Genomic DNA, 17,539 nt, shown 5'->3' on the forward strand with positions numbered 1-17,539 from the left:
AGATTTCTTCTTGCAAGCTCTTTCGCAAGTACTTGCGAAGCTGTTACGTTCTCCTCGACTCCGGCCCGGCCGGCCGGGGGTCCGGCACGTCCGGGCCCCACGCGCCCGACCGGCCGGGTCGGGTACGGCAGGGAGATCCCCGGACCGTCGAATCCCCGCCGGCCCTACCTGGGCAGGCCCGGGGCTCCCCCTGCCCACCCGCCCCCGCCCCCACCCCCGGCGGCGCGTCGCGCCGGCTACCCCCGCGCCTGCGCCGTGGAGCTGCGCACCACCAGCTCCGGCTGGAAGACGTACTCCGTACGCTGCACCGGGTTGCCGCCGATCTCCTCCAGCAGCGCGCCCACAGCCGCCGTCGCCATCGCCTGCACCGGCTGGCGCACGGTGGTCAGCGGCGGGTTGGTGAAAGCGATCAGCTGCGAGTCGTCGAAGCCCACCACCGAGACGTCGTCGGGAACCTCCAGGCCGCGCTCGCGCGCCGCGCGCACCACGCCCAGCGCCATCATGTCGCTGCCGCACACGATGCCCGTACACCCCTTGTCGAGCAGCGCGCCGGCCGCGACCTGGCCGCCCTCGACGCTGAAGAGGGTGTGCCGGACCAGGGATTCGGCCTCGTCCCGCGGCATCCGCAGCGCGTCGGCCAGCGCGTCGACGAAGCCCTCCCTCTTGCGGCGCGAAGGGACGTACCGCTGTGGGCCGACCGCCAGGCCGATCCGTTCGTGGCCGAGTTCGGCGAGGTGACCGACGGCCATCCGCATCGCCGCGTGGTCGTCAGGTGACACGAACGGCGCGCTGATCGCCTCGTTGTAGCCGTTGATGAGGACGTACGGGACCCCACGCGCCGCCAGCCGCCCGTAACGCGCGGGGTCCGCCGACAGGTCGGCGTGCAGGCCGGACAGGAAGACGATGCCGCCGACGCCCCGCTCCACCAGCTGCTCGACGAGTTCGTCCTCGGTGACCCCGCCGGGCAGCTGGGTGCAGAGCACCGGCGTGTAGCCGTGCCCTGCCAGGACCTGCTCGACGACCTGGGCGAACGCCGGGAAGATCGGGTTGGTCAACTCGGGCGTGACCAGCCCGATCAGGCCCGCGCTGCGCCGCCGCAGCCGCACGGGGCGCTCGTATCCGAGGACATCGAGCGCCGCGAGCACCCGCTGGCGCGTGGTGTCCGCGACGCCCGGTTTGCCGTTCAGGACCCGGCTCACGGTGGCCTCACTGACGGAGGCGTGCTCCGCGATGTGCGCCAGCCGTGGCGCGGGAACGGTCACACCGTCCACCACACCGTGGTGTCCGCCGGAAGGTCGAACAGGTCGAAGTCGCCCTCGGGCAGCCGCACTTCGCCGCTGGCGAGCAGCACGCGGCCGGGTGCGGGGACGCGTATCGCCGCGCCCGTCGTGTTGACCGTGCAGACGAAGCCCTCGCGGGCGAAGGCCACCACGCCCTCGGGGGCGTCCAGCCACGCCACGTCCGTGCCCGCACCCAGGCCGGGGTGTTCGCGGCGTACAGCGAGCGCCGAGCGGTACAGCTCCAGGGTGGAGCCGGGGTCGCCGGTCTGTGTCTCGACGCTCAGCTCGCCCCAGCCGGCCGGCTGCGGCAGCCAGCTGCCGCCCGCGCCGAAACCGTGGGACGGCCCCCCGGCCGTCCACGGAATCGGCACCCTGCACCCGTCGCGGAAGCCGTCCTGGCCCTCCGCGCGGAAGAACGACGGGTCCTGGCGGGCCGCGTCGGGCAGGTCGGTGACGTCGGGCAGGCCCAGCTCCTCGCCCTGGTAGACGTACGCCGAACCGGGCAGCGCCAGCATCAGCAGCGTCGCCGCGCGGGCCCGGCGCAGGCCGAGCTCGCGGTCGCCGGGGGTGCGGATCTGCGTACCCATGCCCGGCGGGTTGGCGAACCGGGTGGCGTGCCGCGTGACGTCGTGGTTGGACAGCACCCAGGTCGCGGGCGCGTCGACCGGCCGCATCGCGGCGAGCGACACGTCGATGACTTCGCGCAGGGCGGCCGCGTCCCAGTCCGTGCCCAGGTACTGGAAGTTGAAAGCCTGGTGCAGCTCGTCGGGGCGCACATAGTTCGCCGTACGCTCAACCGTCGGCGTCCACGCCTCCGCCACGCCGATGCGCTCGCCCGGGTACTCGTCGAGGATCCGCCGCCAGGAGCGGTAGATCTGGTGGACGCCGTCCTGGTCGAAGAAGGGCATCACGTCATTGCCGAGCAGCTTCAGCTGGTCGTGGCTGCCGAGGTCGGGCAGGCCGTCCGCCTTGACCAGGCCGTGCGCGACGTCGATGCGGAAGCCGTCGACGCCCATGTCGAGCCAGAAGCGGAGGATCGAGCGGAACTCGTCGGCGACGGCCGGGTGTTCCCAGTTGAAGTCGGGCTGCTCGGGCGCGAAGAGGTGCAGGTACCAGTCGCCGGGCGTGCCGTCGGGGTTGGTGGCGCGCGTCCAGGCGGGGCCGCCGAAGATGGACTCCCAGTCGTTCGGGGGGAGTTCGCCGTCATCGCCCTTGCCCGGCTTGAAGTGGTAGCGGTCGCGCAGTGCGGAGCCGGGGCCCTCCTTGAGTGCGCGCTTGAACCACTCGTGCTGGTCGGAGGAGTGGTTGGGCACCAGGTCGACGATGATGCGCAGGCCCAGGTCGTGGGCGTCGCGGATCAGGGCGTCGGCGTCTAGGAGGGTGCCGAACATGGGGTCGATGGCCCGGTAGTCGGCCACGTCGTAGCCGGCGTCGGCCTGCGGGGACGCGTAGAAGGGGCTGAGCCAGACGGCGTCCACGCCGAGGTCCCTGAGGTACGGGAGGCGGCGGCGTACTCCTTCGAGGTCGCCCATGCCGTCGCCGTTGCCGTCGGCGAAACTGCGCGGATAGACCTGGTAGATCACCGCGTCACGCCACCAGCCGGTGCGCCGGTCTCCATGAGTGGGCACGCCGGTGGGGGTGGTGGGAGCAGCGAGGTGCTGGGTCATGTCGTCCCTGGAAGTCATGGGGGTGGGAGCGGCGCAGGGTCCTGTGTGCGGGGCCGGCGCCGCCGACGTACAAGAAGAGGGCGGTCAGCCCTTGACGGCTCCGGCGGACACGCCGGTCACCAGGTGGCGCTGGGCGAAGAGGAAGACCAGCGCGGCCGGGATGGCGATGAGGACCGAGGCCGCTGCCATCGGGCCCCATTGGGCGCCGTACTGGTTGACGAACTTCTGGAGGCCGCCCGCGAGGGTCATGTTCTCGTCGCCGACCATGAAGGCGGAGGCGTACGCGACTTCGCCCCAGGCCGTGACGAAGGAGTAGAACGCGGTCACCGCGATGCCGGGCTTGGCCAGCGGCAGGATCAGCCGCCAGAAGGTGCCGAACGGGGTGAGGCCGTCGACCTGGCCCGATTCGTCGATCTCGCGCGGGATGGTGTCGAAGAAGCCCTTCATCATCCAGGCGCAGAACGGCACGGCGATGGTGAGGTAGGTGATCACCAGGCCGGCCGGCTGGTTGAGCAGGCCCATGCTCGACATGATGTTGTAGATCGGCACGATCAGGACCGCGACCGGGAACATCTGGGTGATCAGCAGGGTCCACATGATGCCGCGCTTGCCGGGGAAGCGGAAACGGCTCACGGCGTAGCCGGTGGTGGCGGCGATGAAGACGCCGAGGACCGTGGTCAGGCCGGCGACGAGCAGCGAGTTCGCGAACCAGGTGAGGAACGGGGTGTCGTTCACCAGGTTCGTGTAATTGGTGAGCGTCGTGTCCTTGAAGAAGTCGGTGGTCGTCGCGTACGCCGGCGGCTTGAGCGAGGTCAGCAGGACCCACAGCACCGGGAACACGGCGATCACGGACGCCACGACGAGCGTGGCGTGCAGGCCGGCCGAGGCCAGCGGGGAACGCCGGCCGCGGAGCGGGGCGTTCAGCGTGGCGGGGGCGGCGGGGGTGGTGGGGGCAGTGGTCACCAGACATCTCCCTGCTTACGGAGCACTCGCCGGTAGACCGCGGCGAAGAGCATCAGAAGGATCAGGATCAGTACGCCCCAGGTGGAGGACTGCGCGAAGTCGCGGGGGCTGATCTCGAAGGAGAACTTGAACGCCTGGGTGACCAGGATCTGGGTGGCGTCACCGGGCCCGCCGCGCGTCAGCAGGAAGATCACCGGGAACATGTTGAAGGTCCAGATCGTGGACAGCAGGATCACGGTGGCGCTGACGGGGCGCAGTCCGGGCAGGGTGATGTGCCGGAAGCGCTGCCAGGCGTTGGCGCCGTCCATCTCGGCCGCTTCGTACTGGGCGCTGTCGATGGACTGGAGGCCGCCGAGAAGGGCGACCATCATGAACGGCACGCCGAGCCACACGTTGACGGCGATCACCGAGATCTTCGCCATGGTCGGGTCGTTGAGCCACGGCACCGCGTCGATGCCGCCGCCGGCCAGGATCCGGTTCAGGAAGCCGCGGTCCTCGTTGTAGAGGAAGCGCCAGGCGAAGACGGAGACGAAGCCGGGGATGGCCCACGGCAGGATCAGCATCATCCGGTAGAAGGACCGGCCCGCGATCCGGCGGTTGAGGATGTTCGCGAGGCCCAGGCCCAGCAGGAACGTGACGCTGACGCAGGAGACCGTCCACACCAGTGTCCAGCCGAGGGTGTCGAGGAACTGGTCGCCGGTGAGCGCGTCGGCGTAGTTGTCGAGACCCACGAACTCGTACGTAGCGGGCAGTTGGTTGACGCCGATGCTGCGCTCGACATTGCGCTCGTTGGCGTCGGTCATCGACAGGTAGATGCCGCGGAAGAGCGGATACCCGATGATCACGCCGATCACGATCGCCACGGGGGCGACCATGGTCCAGGCGTACCAGTAGGTGGAGAGCGACCGCCGGATCTTCCCCGGGGTCTTGCCAGCACCGCGGCTGGGGCCGCGGGCGACGTCGTCGCCCGCGGCCTTCGCCACCGACTGGCTGGTGTGGACAGCCATCAGTCGGCCTGCCTTCCTGTTACTTCCAGCCCTTGAGGAGCTTGCGGTACTGGTCGCCGGTGGTCTTGGCGCCCTTCTCCGGGGTGGTCTGGCCGGTGAGGACCTTGGTGTACTCGGTCACCAGCGGCGCGAAGAGGCTGCCGGTCTCCGGGATCCAGGGGCGCTCGACGGCCTTGTCGACGACGGGCTTGAAGAAGCCGACGATCTGGTTGTCCGAGACGCCCGGCTGGGAGTAGACCGACGTACGGGTCGGGAGCAGGCTGAGCTCCTTGGCGACCAGCGCCTGGCTCTCGGCGGAGGTCATGTACTCGCTGAAGGCGTACGAGGCTTCCAGGTTCTTGGAGCCCGCGTAGACGGCGAGGTTGTGGCCGCCCTGCGGGGCGCCCTGGCCCTTGCTGCCGGCCGGGACCGTGGTGATGCCCAGGTTGGCCTTGTCCTTGAACTCCTTGCCGGCGTACGTGTCGGCGACGGCCCACGGGCCGTTGATCATCATGGCGACCTTGCCGTCCTTGAACGCCGCCTGCATGTTCTCCCAGCCGTCGGTGGCGTCCGTCTTGGCGGCGCCCGAGTCGACGAGCTCCTTGACGACCTTCAGCGCCTTGACGCCGGGCTCCTGGTCGACCGTGACGCTCTTGCTCTTCGCGTCGACCAGATCGCCGCCCTCGCCGTAGAGGAAGGACAGGAACCAGTACGCGTCGTCGCCGCGCAGGTAGAGGCCTGTCTTGCCGGTCTTGTCCTTGATCTTCTTCGAGACGGTCTTCAGCTCGTCGATGCTCTTGGGCACCTCGACGCCGGCGTCCTTGAAGATCTTCTCGTTGTAGAAGAGGCCCATCGAGTCGATGACCTGCGGCACCGCGTACGTCTTGCCGTCGTACTTGGTACTGGCCGCGGCCTGCGCCAGGAAGTCCTTGTCGTTCTTCAGCGCGGCGGTGCCGTCCAGCGGCGCCAGGAGGCCGAGGTCCGCGAACTCCGGGGTCCAGGCGACCTCGGAGCGGATGACGTCGGGCGCGTCGGAACCGGACGAGGCGGCGTTCTTGAACTTGTTCTGCGCCTCACCGAAGGGGACGTTGACGTACTTCACGTCGACGTCGGGGTGCTTCTTCTCGAAGCCTTCCGCCAGCTTCTTGAAGACCTTGTCCTCACTGCCGACGGTCGAGGTGTCCCACCAGGTGACGGTGCCGGACAGCTTGCCCGAGGCCTTCTTGTCACCGGTGTCCTCACTGTCTCCGCCGCATGCGGTCGCCGCGAGCGCCAGGGTCGCGACCAGGGCGGTGGCCGTTATGCCACGTCGCATCTGAACTCCTTCAACTGCCGAACCGCTCCGTCGCGGCGCCGGGTCGTCGAGGAACGTAACAAGGATGAAAGAAGACCGAAAGAGCTTGCGAAGATTTTCCGCAAGCGCGGCCGATCGTTACATCGGCGTGTCCTCACGGTTGCCGTCGAACCCCTTGTCAGGCGGGGCGCGCACGGGTTAACGGGCTTGCGGGCCACCCTGCAAGCACTACCGCAAGGACTTGCAGGACTGTTACTTTCGAGGTGCGCCAGCGTTGATCTCGTAGACCGGCCCAGGACCGGCCCGGCCCGTACCCGCCCCGTATACGAGAGGGATCTTCATGACGCAGGAGCTCGCACCCACCCGGACGGCCCCGGAGCGGGGCTGGTGGCGCGACGCCGTCATCTATCAGGTGTACGTGCGCTCCTTCGCCGACAGCGACGGCGACGGCATCGGCGATCTGCGCGGCATCCGCGAGCGCCTGCCACATGTGGCGGCCCTGGGCGCCGACGCGGTCTGGCTGACCCCCTTCTACGCCTCGCCGCAGGCCGACGGCGGCTACGACGTGGCCGACTACCGCACCGTCGACCCGCTCTTCGGCACCCTCGACGACGCCGCGGAACTGATCAACACCGCGCACGGCCTGAACCTGCGCGTGATCGTCGACGTCGTCCCGAACCACACCTCCGACCAGCACGCGTGGTTCCGGGCCGCACTGGCCGACCAGCAGGGCGGCCCGGCGCGCGAGCGCTACCACTTCCACCCCGGCAGAGGCACCAACGGCGAGCTGCCACCCAACGACTGGGAGTCGGTCTTCGGCGGCCCGGCCTGGACCCGCACCCCCGACGGCGACTGGTACCTGCACCTCTTCGCGCCCGAGCAGCCCGACCTCAACTGGCACAACCCCGAGGTCCACGAGGAGTTCGAGTCGATCCTGCGCTTCTGGCTGGGCCTGGGCGTGGACGGCTTCCGCGTCGACGTCGCCCACGGCATGGTCAAGGCGGAGGGCCTGCCCGACATCGGCGCCCGCGAGCAGGCCAAGATGATCGGCTCGCAGGTCCTGCCGTTCTTCGACCAGGACGGCGTCCACGACATCCACCGCTCCTGGCGCAGGCTGCTGGACTCGTACGACGGCAAGCGCATCGGCGTCGCCGAGGCGTGGGCCCCCTCCCCCGAGCGGCTCGCCCTGTACGTACGCCCCGACGAGCTGCACCAGGCGTTCAACTTCCAGTTCCTGAACTGTCCCTGGGACGCGCAGGCGATGCGCGCCGTGATCGAGACGTCGCTGGCAGCGACCACGCTCGTCGGCGCCCCCACCACCTGGGTCCTGTCCAACCACGACGTGGTCCGCCACCTCACCCGTTACGGCGGCGGGGACGACGCGCTGGGGCTGCGCCGGGCCCGCGCCGCCGCGCTGCTCATGCTGGCGCTGCCCGGTTCGGCGTACCTCTACCAGGGCGAGGAGCTGGGCCTGCCGGAGGTCACCGACCTGCCCGACGAGGTCCGCCAGGACCCGTCCTTCTTCCGCACCGACGGCCAGGACGGCCTGCGCGACGGATCGAGGGTGCCGATGCCCTGGTCGGGCGACGCGCCGCCGTACGGCTTCTCCCCCGAGGGCGCCGCGCCGTCCTGGCTGCCGCAGCCCGACGCCTGGAAGACCCTGACCGTCGAGGCCCAGACCGGCGCCCCGTACTCCACCCTGGAGCTCTACCGCTCCGCGCTCGCCCTGCGCCGCGAACTCCCCGGCCTGGGCGACGGCCCGATGACGTGGGAGCAGGCCCCCGGCGGGTACCCCGACGGTCTGCTGATCTTCAGCCGCCCGGGCTTCGTCTGCACCCTCAACACCACACCCCGTCCCACCGAACTCCCCACCCCGGGCCGCCTGCTGATCGCCTCCGAAGCACCTTCCGAAGACGCGGGTACGGTCACCCTCCCGCCCGATTCCTGCGCTTGGTGGGCAATCTGACATGCGCCCGGTACAGTCCACTCCCATGACCGCACGGCTTGCCGACATCGCAGCCCAGGCGGGGGTCAGTGAAGCGACGGTCAGCCGCGTGCTCAACGGCAAACCCGGGGTTGCCGCGGCCACCCGCGAATCCGTACTCGCCGCGCTCGACGTCCTCGGATACGAGCGCCCGGTACGGCTGCGCAGGCGCAGCGCGGGACTGGTCGGACTCATAACCCCCGAGCTCGAGAACCCGATCTTCCCGGCCCTGGCCCAGGTCATCGGCCAGGGCCTGACCCGCCAGGGCTACACGCCCGTCCTGGCCACCCAGACCCCCGGCGGCTCCACCGAGGACGAGCTCACCGAGATGCTCGTGGACCGAGGGGTCTCCGGCATCATCTTCGTCTCCGGCCTCCACGCCGACACCACGGCCGACATGCAGCGATACGAGCAGCTGCGCGCCCAGGGTGTCCCCTTCGTGCTGGTCAACGGCTTCTCGCCGAAGGTGCAGGCGCCCTTCATCTCTCCGGACGACCGGGCGGCGATGCGGCTGGCGGTGACGCACCTGGCGTCGCTGGGTCACACCGGGATCGGTCTGGCCGTCGGCCCGAAGCGGTTCGTTCCCGTACTCCGCAAGATCGAGGGTTTCCGCGCCGCCATGCAGGAGCGGCTCGGCCTGACCCCCGAGGAGACGGAGGAGCTGATCCAGCACTCCCTCTACACCCTGGAGGGCGGCCAGGCCGCCGCCTCCGCGCTGATCGAGCGCGGGTGTACGGCGATCGTGTGCGCCAGCGACATGATGGCGCTCGGCGCGATCCGCGCGGCCCGCCGGCTGGGCCTGGACGTACCGCGTGACATCTCGGTGGTCGGCTTCGACGATTCGCCGCTCATAGCGTTCACCGACCCGCCTCTGACGACCATCAGGCAGCCGGTGACGGCGATGGGCCAGGCGGCGGTCCGTACGCTCCTCGAAGAGGTCGGCGGCACACCCGCACCGCACAGCGAATTCGTCTTCATGCCCGAGCTGGTAGTACGCGGTTCAACCGCATCCGGGCCTCGCTCATAGCGCTCAGCACGTGCATACGTCACCCGACCGGAGGATGATCGGAGGGGTGGTGAGCATCTGGCAGACTCTCTCCCCATGGGTGACTCGACCGTGAAGACTCTGGCAGGCCGGACGGCCACCGACCCGTCACCCGTCGTGGAGGACGAGGAGCAGCAGCAGCCGTCTTCGCGGTCCGCTGCTCTGAAGAGGCTGCGCTCACCGCGCCATCCGCGCATCTGGTTCGAAATCCTGCTGATCGCGGTCAGTTACTGGACGTACTCGCTGATCCGCAATGCCGTGCCCGAGCAGAAGGCCGCCGCCCTGCGCAACGCGGACTGGATCTGGCGGGCGGAGCAGGACCTGGGGATCGCGGTCGAGGAGACGGTCAATCGCGCCGTGAACTCGGTGACATGGCTGATCGTGTCGATGAACTACTACTACGCGACGCTGCACTTCATCGTGACGATCGGTGTGCTGGTCTGGCTCTTCCGCCGCCATCCCGGGCGTTACGCCGCCACCCGCCTCGTCCTCTTCGCGACCACGGGCATCGCCCTGCTCGGCTACTACCTGTACCCTCTGGCGCCGCCCCGGCTGATGAACGGGCACGGCTTCATCGACACGGTCCTGGTGCACCAGACCTGGGGTTCGATGGCTTCCGGCAACTTCAAGAACATGTCGAACCAGTACGCCGCGATGCCCTCCATGCACATCGGCTGGTCCCTGTGGTGCGGCGTGACGATCTTCGCGCTGGCCTCCGTCCCCTGGGCCAAGATCCTCGGCCTGCTCTACCCGACGGTGACCCTGGTCGTGATCGTCGCCACCGCCAACCACTTCTGGCTGGACGCGGTCGGCGGCCTGCTCTGCCTCGCCTTCGGCTACACCCTCAGCCGCACCTGGTACGGCGCGCTGCCGCACCACCTGCCGAAGGTGGTCGCCGAGGACGCGTCCCGGCCCCGTACGGGCCGCCGCCGGGTGTGGCCGGTACGGGCGTAGGCGGAGCCCCAGCAGCCCACCCCGGCACATCCAGCCCGTCCGGCGTTTGAGGACTTCGGGAAGGGGCGGGTGGGGGAATACCTCAGCCCCGGTGCGTGATCCTGCCCCCGGTGACGGTCAGGCGTACGGGCGCCTCAGCCACCTCGTCAGCCGGCGCCTCGACCGGGTCCAGCCCGAAGGCCGTGAGGTCGGCGCGCAGACCGGGCGCGATACGACCCGACACGGCCTGCTCACCCGCCGCCACCGCCGCGTGCGTCGTACAGCCCTCCAGGGACATCAGACCGGTCAGCGAGCGCCCAGCCTCAGCCGCGCCACGCGGCGCACGGGCGGTGGCCAGGACCTGACGGGCGTCGTAGTGGGCGATGGGCCAGTCGGAGCCGAGGGCCAGCACGGCGCCCGCGTCCCGCAGATCGCGGCAGCGCCACGCGCGGGCCGCCCGCTCGTCTCCGAGCCGCTTCGACCACTCGTCGGTGTGGTCGGCGCGGGTGTACGCCGTGTGGGGCGGCTGCATCGAGGCGATCACGCCGAGCTCCCAGAAGCGGACGATCTGGTCCTCGGGGACGGTCTCGATGTGCTCGATGCGGTGGCGCAGCCGCCCGCTCGCGCCGAGCGATTCGACGGTGTCCAGGACATGACGCACGGCGGCGTCACCGATGGCGTGGGTGGCCGTGCGTACCCCTGCCCTGTGGAGGTGGCGAACCGCATTGGTGTACGCCGCCGGGTCCGGCCAGAACGCCTCCGTTCCCTGGCCGTGGCAGTCGGCGTGCTCCAGCCAGGCGGTGCCGCCCTCGACCGTGCCGTCCATGAAGAACTTGACGCCGCCGACGCGCCAGAGGCGGCCCGATTCCTTCTGGAGGGCGACGAGCTCGTCGAGGTCGGCGCTGTCCGCGCCGGGCATGCACCACGGGGCGAGGAGGAGCCGTACGGGAAGGTCGTCGGTCTCCTCGACCGCGGCGAGGAGCTCCAGGGAGTCGCCGCCGAGGTCCATCACATGGGCGCCGGTCAGACCGGTGGCGGCCATCGCGGTGAGCAGCTCGCCGAGGCGGGCGCGGCGCTCGGTGTACGAGGGCCTGGGCACGACGGCGTCGACGAGGTCCATGGCGGCGTGCTCGACGAGGTGCCCGGTGGGACGGCCGTCGGCGTCGCAGACGATCTCCGAGCGCTGCGCGAAGGTGCGGGGCCCGGTGATGCCCGCGGCCTGGAGTGCGGCGCCGTTGACGAGGGCCGAGTGTCCGTCGTACAGGCGGATGAAGGCCGGCGCGCCGGCCACGGCGTCCTCGATGAGCGCGCGGTCGACAGGGCGGCCGCCGAAGGCGTTGTGGTCGAGGCCGAAGGCGACGATCCAGCCGTCCTCTCTGCGCTCGGCGGCGGCGAGGGCGGCGCGGAGGGAGTCGAGGTCGCGTACGGCGGAGAGGTCGAGCCCGGTGGACATCTCCAGGCCCCACACGGGGTGGCTGTGGCTGTCGACCAGGCCGGGGGTGAGGGTGGCTCCCGAGAGGCCGACGGTCTCGGTGCCGGGACCCCGCCAGTCCCGTACGTCGGACGCGTCGCCGACAGCGGTGATCAGTCCGTCCCGTACGGCGACGGCGGTGACTTCGGGGAGGGCGGGGTCGAGGGTGCGGACGTGGGCGCCGGTGAGGATGAGATCGGCTTCAGACACGTTCTTCTGCTTCCTTGCTACTGCTTGCTCGTCTACTGATTGCTCGACTACTGGTTACTCGCTGGGCTCTGCGGCGAAGTCGGCGTACACCTGCGGTCTGCTGCGGCGCAGGCGCAGGGCGATGGCGATGCCGAGGAGGAAGACGGCGGGCACGATCGCGACGAGAGTGACGTTGATGGCCGGGGTCGCTCCCGTGAACAGCTCGACGTTCGTCGCCACCAGGTAGAGCGCGGCGGCGAGCAGCACGGCGGCCAGGGCGGGGGTGATGGTGGTGCGCCAGATGCTCTCGGTGTGGCTGATGCGCCGGAAGAAGAACGGCACGGCGATGGCGGCCAGCAGTTGCAGCGCCATCAGGCCGATCATGCCGGGGGTGTTCACCCACAACAGCAGCTGGGTGTACGGGTCCGCCCCGGCCAGGGCGAAGCCGAGGACGACGACCAGGCCCAGCGCTGTCTGCGCGGCGCCGGCGAGGTAGGGCGAGCGGTGACGGTGGTGGACCTTGCCGAGCGCGGCGGGCAGGACGCCTTCCTCCGCGAGGGAGAGCCCGTACCGGTTGATGGCGTTGTGGAAGGCGAGCAGGGACGCGATGACGCTGGAGACGATGAGGATGTGCATCAGGTCGGCGGCCCAGCTGCCGACGTACGTGGTGATGGCGGTGAAGAAGAGCCCGCCCGCGTCGTCGGTGGCGGCCTGGACGACCTTGTCGGAGCCGTACGCCTGGATGACCGTCCAGACGATGAAGGCGTAGAAGAGGCCGAGGAAGGCGACGGCCGTGTAGGTGGCGCGCGGGATCGTACGGGCGGGATCGCGGGCCTCGCGGCGGTAGATGGCCGTGGACTCGAAGCCGGTGAACGCGGCGAAGGCCATGGCCAGTACGGCGACCATGCCGGGCCCGACCATGTTGCCGGGGGTGAAGGAGTCGGCGGACAGCCCGTCCGCGCCACCATCCAGGAGAACGCCTCCTGCCAGCAGCACCAGAATCCCGGTCTCGGCGAGCAGCAGTACGCCGAGGATCTTGGCGCCGAAGTCGATGGACCGGTAGCCGAGGTACCAGACCAGCAGGAGCCCGGCGACGGACACCGGGAGCCACGGTATGTCGATGCCCCAGAGGGACTTGGCGGTGTCCTGGGTGGCACTGCCGAGGAGGCCGTAGACGCCGATCTCCATGCCGTTGTAGCCGATCATGGCGAGCAGCGCGGCGCCCATACCGACGGGGCGGCCCAGACCCCGGGTGATGTACGCGTAGAACCCGCCGCCGTGGCGGACGTACCGGGTCATGGCGGTGAAGCCGACGGCGAAGACGGCGAGCGTGATGCCTGCCATGAGGTAGCCGGCCGGGGCGCCGATGCCGCCGAGCATGATGGCGAGCGGGGCGACGCCGGCCATGACGGTGAGCGGGGCGGCGGCCGAGACGACGAAGAAGACGATGTCCGAGGTGCCGAGGGTGGCGCGGCGGAGGGTGGGCGGCCGGGTGGCCGGTCCGGTTCTCTCCGGGGAGGTCTTGGGGATCGCTGACATGCGGGCACAGGCCCTTCTGCGGCAGGCGGGGAGGCAGGGGCGACACGACCGTTGCACCGAAAACCTAAAGGCTTTCGGTTTCTGGTTTCGGGCAATGTAGCCTCCGGACGGAGATCCGGGAAGAGCTGAGAACGAGGGGACCGACATGGGCCGGCCGCGCACACCGCTCCTGGACAGGGAGCGCATCGCCACGACGGCGCTGGAGCTCGTCGACCGGCAGGGCGAGTTCAGCGTTCCGCAGATCGCGCGGCGGCTCGGGGTGCAGACCGGGTCGGTGTACCACCATGTGGACGGGCGGGACGGGATCGTCGAGCTGCTGCGGATACGCGTCGCCTCGGCCATCGACACCTCGACGCTGGAACTGAAGCCCTGGGACGCGGCGATGACCGCCTGGGCCCGCTCGTACCGCGCCGCGTTCGCCGCTCACCCGCGGGCGATCCCGCTGCTCATGACGTCACCGGTGCGCGCGCCGAAGGTTCTCGACCAGTACGAGCGGGCGGTACGGCTGCTGCTGGACGCGGGCTTCGCGACGGCGGACGTGATGGTCGTGATCAGCGCGCTGGAGAACCTGGTGCTGGGCTCGGCGCTGGACATGGCGGCGCCGGAGACGATGTGGGAACTCCCGGACGCGACGACGACGCCGGGGCTGGCCCTTGCCTTGGCGGCGGCGGGCCCGGACCGCACGCACGCGGCGTTCGATCTGGCCCTGGAGGGGTTCATGGCGCACTGCCGCGCGTTGCTGGCGGGGGCGTCGTCGTAACGGATGGAGCGGGGCGGCTGCGCGGGGCTTTCCCCTACCCGCCCCTTCCCTGCTGACATTGCGGCTCAGCGGCGCCACCCAGCCTCTCCGGCGTTTTGAGGAGCGGGGCCTGGGGCAGCGCCCCAGGCCGGGAAGGGGCGGGGTGGGGTGGGGAAAGGCTCCGCGCAGCGGCACCCCCGCGCCCCAACACCACTCGCCGCACCGACGCACGCACGCCTACCCCCCGTAGAACAACTCCTCAGCCACCGCCCGAGCCCGCCGCGTCGTACGCCGGTAGTCGTCCAGCATGTCCCCCACATGCCCCGCCTCGTACCCCAAGTACCGTGCCACCGCGCCCAGTTCACGCCCGTCCGAGGGGAACGTGTCGCCCGGCCTCCCCCGTACCAGCATCACCGCGTTGCGCACCCGCGTCGCCAGTACCCACGCCTCTTCGAGGACCGACGCGTCGTCCGGGGCGATAAGTTCCGCCGCCCGGGCCGCCGCGAGCGCCTCGCGCGTGCGGGTCGTCCGCAGGCCCGGCACCGCCGAACCGTGCCGCATCTGCAGCAGCTGGACCGTCCACTCCACGTCGCTCAGCCCGCCCCGCCCCAGCTTCGCGTGCAGCGTCGGGTCCGCGCCGCGCGGCATCCGCTCCGACTCCATGCGAGCCTTGAGCCGCCGGATATCGCGCACCGCGTCGTCGTCGAGCCCCGCCCGCGGATACCGCAGCGGATCGACGAGTTCGACGAACCGCCGCCCGAGGTCCGCGTCCCCCGCCATCGGCTCCGCGCGCAGCAGCGCCTGGCTCTCCCAGACCAGCGACCAACGCCGGTAGTACGCCGCGTAGGAGGCGAGCGTACGCACCATCGGACCGCTCTTGCCCTCCGGCCGCAGGTCCGCGTCGATCAGCAACGGCGGGTCCGAGGTCGGCAGTTGGAGCAGTCGGCGCATCTCCGCGACGACCGTGTTCGCCGCCCGCGCCGCCTCCTGCTCGTCCGCTCCCTCGCGCGGCTCGTGCACGAAAAGTACGTCGGCGTCGGACCCGTAACCCAGCTCGTGGCCGCCGAAGCGCCCCATCCCGATCACCGCGAACCGCGTCGGCAGCGTGTCCCCCCACTGCTGACGCACGGCGGCCCGCAGCGCACCGGCCAGCGTGGCGGCGTTCAGGTCGGTCAGGGCGTTGCCGACCCGGTCGACGAGCGCGCCGGGGTCCTGCTCCGCCGGGCTCTCCTCGGTTCCGTACGATCCGATGAGGTCACCCGCGGCGGTACGGAACATCTCCCGCCGCCGCACCCCGCGCGCCGCCGCCACCGCCGCCTCCGCGCCGCCCGAGCGCCCGACCGCCGCCAGCACCTCCTGCTCCAGATGCGCCCGGCCGCGCGGCTTCAGCCCCTCGGGGTCGCCGAGCAACGCCACCGCTTCCGGCGCCCGCAGCAGCAGGTCGGGAGCGAGCCGCCCGGCCGACAGAACCCGCGCCAGGTTCTCCGCCGCCGCCCCCTCGTCCCGCAGCAGCCGCAGGTACCACGGCGTCTTGCCCAGCGCGTCGGACACCTTCCGGAAGCCCAGCAGCCCGGCGTCCGGGTCCGCGGAATCGGCGAACCACCCCAACAGCACCGGCAGCAGCGTCCGTTGGATGGCCGCCTTGCGCGTGACGCCGGACGACAGTGCCTCCAGATGCCGCAGCGCCGCGGCCGGATCGGCGTACCCGAGAGCTTCGAGCCGCTGTCCCGCCGCCTTCGGGCTGAGCCGGATCTCGCCGGGCGCGAGCTGCGCGACCGCGTCGAGCAGCGGCCGGTAGAAGATCTTCTCGTGCAGCCGCCGCACCACCCCGGCGTGCCGCCGCCACGCCCGGTTGAGCTGCGCGACGGGCTCCGTGCGCAGCCCGAGCGAGCGCCCGAGCCGCCGCAGACCCGCCTCGTCCTGCGGCACCAGGTGCGTGCGGCGCAGCCGGTACAGCTGGATGCGGTGCTCCATGGCGCGCAGGAAGCGGTACGCCTCCTCCAGCTGCACGGCGTCCGCCCGCCCCACGTACCCGCCGGCCGAAAGCGCCTCCAGCGCCCCCAGCGTCGACCCCTGGTGCAGCGTCGCGTCGCTGCGACCGTGCACCAACTGCAGCAGCTGTACGGCGAATTCGACGTCCCGCAGCCCACCGGGACCCAGCTTGAGCTCGCGCTCCACCTGCGCGGCCGGGATGTTGTCGACGACGCGGCGGCGCATCTTCTGTACGTCGGACACGAAGTTCTCGCGCTCGGCGGCCTGCCACACGAGCGGCGACACGGCCTCGACGTACGCCTCGCCCAGCGCCAGGTCACCGGCGACCGCCCGCGCCTTGAGCAGCGCCTGGAACTCCCACGTCTTGGCCCACCGCTGGTAGTACGCGAGGTGGCTGGAGAGCGTCCGTACCAGCGGCCCGTTGCGCCCCTCGGGCCGCAGATTCGCGTCGACCGGCCAGATCGTGCCCTCGATGTTCGTCTCGGAGCAGATCCGCATCAGGTGGGAGGCGAGGCGGGTCGCGGCGCGGATCGCCTGCTCCTCGTCGGCGCCCTGAGCGCCCCGCGCGCCCTCAACCGCCTCCGCCACGAAGATCACGTCCACGTCGGAGACGTAGTTCAGCTCGTGACCGCCGCACTTGCCCATCGCGACGACCGCCAGCCGGCACACGGCGGCGTCCTCCGGAGCGGCCTTGCGGGCGATGGCGAGCGCGGCCCGCAGCGTCGCCGTCGCCAGGTCGGCCAGTTCGGCCGCCGCCTGAGCGACGTCCGTCGTACCGCACACATCGCGGGCGGCGATCGACAGCAGGCAGCGCCGGTACGCGACCCGCAGCGACACGGGGTCGGCGGCGTCGGCGAGACACCGCTCGAATTCGGCGATCCCGGGGTGGAGATCCGCCGCCTCGTACGTGACGAGCGCCTGCCAGTCGCGGTGGTGCCGCGCCAGGTGGTCACCGAGCGCCTCGGACGCGCCGAGCACCCCGAGCAGCCGGTCGCGCAGGGGCTTGGCGGTGACGAGGGTGTCGAGAAAGACCCGCCGCTCGGCGTCGTCCTGGGCCTCCGCCAGCCGTACGAGCCCGAGGAGCGCCAGGTCCGGGTCGGCGGTCGCGCCGAGCGCGTCGAGGAGCACCGGGTCGCCCCGTACCGCGGCCAGCTCAGGAGCGCCCAGGAGCCGCTCGGCGGCGGACGGATCCGTGAAACCGCGCCGCAGCAGCCGCGTGAAGGTACTGCTCCTGCGCCCCGGCGCCGACATTCTGCCTCCCGCTCCGGCCGTCCCGCGGTCCGTACGGCCGTCGGGTCAAGGTCCGGCTCACGAGCCTATCCGCAGGATCGGCGGGACGGCCTGCGGCCCGGGCGCGGCACGGGCTGTGACGGAGAAGGCCAGTGACATCCGCAACATCACCGGTTCCCGGCGCCGATGAACCGGATCCCGCATGAAACCCTCTTCACTTCTGCTCC

At 70.9% G+C, this 17,539-nt stretch carries 12 protein-coding genes; 4 read left to right on the plus strand and 8 right to left on the minus strand.

Annotated features, from left to right (window positions below; translation table 11 throughout):
* Positions 1–236: 236 nt before the first annotated feature.
* From AC1P0E_RS08985 to AC1P0E_RS09005, 5 genes are all read right to left on the minus strand, one after another.
* Positions 237–1,274, minus strand: a complete 1,038-nt coding sequence (locus AC1P0E_RS08985; RefSeq protein WP_482741632.1) for a LacI family DNA-binding transcriptional regulator — start codon at positions 1,272–1,274, stop codon at positions 237–239.
* Complete coding sequence (locus AC1P0E_RS08990; RefSeq protein WP_482741633.1) at positions 1,259–2,947, minus strand: glycoside hydrolase family 13 protein; 1,689 nt, start codon at positions 2,945–2,947, stop codon at positions 1,259–1,261. The genes AC1P0E_RS08985 and AC1P0E_RS08990 overlap by 16 nt, the downstream gene beginning before the upstream one ends.
* A gap of 84 nt (positions 2,948–3,031) precedes the next feature.
* The gene (locus AC1P0E_RS08995) at positions 3,032–3,910 is read right to left on the minus strand and encodes a sugar ABC transporter permease (RefSeq protein ID WP_482741634.1); all 879 of its coding nucleotides are present in this window, start codon (positions 3,908–3,910) and stop codon (positions 3,032–3,034) included.
* Positions 3,907–4,917, minus strand: a complete 1,011-nt coding sequence (locus tag AC1P0E_RS09000) for a carbohydrate ABC transporter permease (protein ID WP_482741635.1) — start codon at positions 4,915–4,917, stop codon at positions 3,907–3,909. Before AC1P0E_RS09000 ends, AC1P0E_RS08995 begins: the two co-directional genes overlap by 4 nt.
* A 19-nt stretch (positions 4,918–4,936) precedes the next feature.
* Positions 4,937–6,211, minus strand: a complete 1,275-nt coding sequence (locus tag AC1P0E_RS09005; protein ID WP_482741636.1) for an extracellular solute-binding protein — start codon at positions 6,209–6,211, stop codon at positions 4,937–4,939.
* 319 nt (positions 6,212–6,530) lie between these two features.
* On the opposite strand from AC1P0E_RS09005, the gene AC1P0E_RS09010 reads away from it, so the two are divergent.
* The 3 genes from AC1P0E_RS09010 to AC1P0E_RS09020 all read left to right on the plus strand — a co-directional run bounded on the left by AC1P0E_RS09010 (position 6,531) and on the right by AC1P0E_RS09020 (position 10,173).
* Positions 6,531–8,156, plus strand: a complete 1,626-nt coding sequence (locus AC1P0E_RS09010; protein WP_482741637.1) for a glycoside hydrolase family 13 protein — start codon at positions 6,531–6,533, stop codon at positions 8,154–8,156.
* A gap of 25 nt (positions 8,157–8,181) precedes the next feature.
* Entirely contained in the window at positions 8,182–9,201 is a 1,020-nt protein-coding gene (locus AC1P0E_RS09015) for a LacI family DNA-binding transcriptional regulator (protein WP_482741638.1), read from the plus strand.
* A gap of 75 nt (positions 9,202–9,276) precedes the next feature.
* Positions 9,277–10,173, plus strand: a complete 897-nt coding sequence (locus AC1P0E_RS09020) for a phosphatase PAP2 family protein (protein WP_482741639.1) — start codon at positions 9,277–9,279, stop codon at positions 10,171–10,173.
* A gap of 82 nt (positions 10,174–10,255) precedes the next feature.
* On the opposite strand, the gene AC1P0E_RS09025 is transcribed toward AC1P0E_RS09020, so the two are convergent.
* Positions 10,256–11,833, minus strand: a complete 1,578-nt coding sequence (locus AC1P0E_RS09025) for an amidohydrolase (RefSeq protein ID WP_482741640.1) — start codon at positions 11,831–11,833, stop codon at positions 10,256–10,258.
* 54 nt (positions 11,834–11,887) lie between these two features.
* Positions 11,888–13,351: an APC family permease gene (locus AC1P0E_RS09030; RefSeq protein WP_482741641.1), complete on the minus strand. Its 1,464-nt coding sequence runs from the start codon at positions 13,349–13,351 to the stop codon at positions 11,888–11,890.
* A gap of 145 nt (positions 13,352–13,496) precedes the next feature.
* On the opposite strand from AC1P0E_RS09030, the gene AC1P0E_RS09035 reads away from it, so the two are divergent.
* Positions 13,497–14,111 (plus strand): TetR/AcrR family transcriptional regulator, encoded by a 615-nt coding sequence (locus AC1P0E_RS09035; protein WP_482741642.1) that lies wholly within the window; start codon positions 13,497–13,499, stop codon positions 14,109–14,111.
* A gap of 216 nt (positions 14,112–14,327) precedes the next feature.
* On the opposite strand, the gene AC1P0E_RS09040 is transcribed toward AC1P0E_RS09035, so the two are convergent.
* Positions 14,328–17,333: a bifunctional [glutamine synthetase] adenylyltransferase/[glutamine synthetase]-adenylyl-L-tyrosine phosphorylase gene (locus tag AC1P0E_RS09040; RefSeq protein WP_482741643.1), complete on the minus strand. Its 3,006-nt coding sequence runs from the start codon at positions 17,331–17,333 to the stop codon at positions 14,328–14,330.
* Positions 17,334–17,539: the final 206 nt, after the last annotated feature.

The organism is Streptomyces sp. TRD_SC_5 (assembly GCF_056836825.1).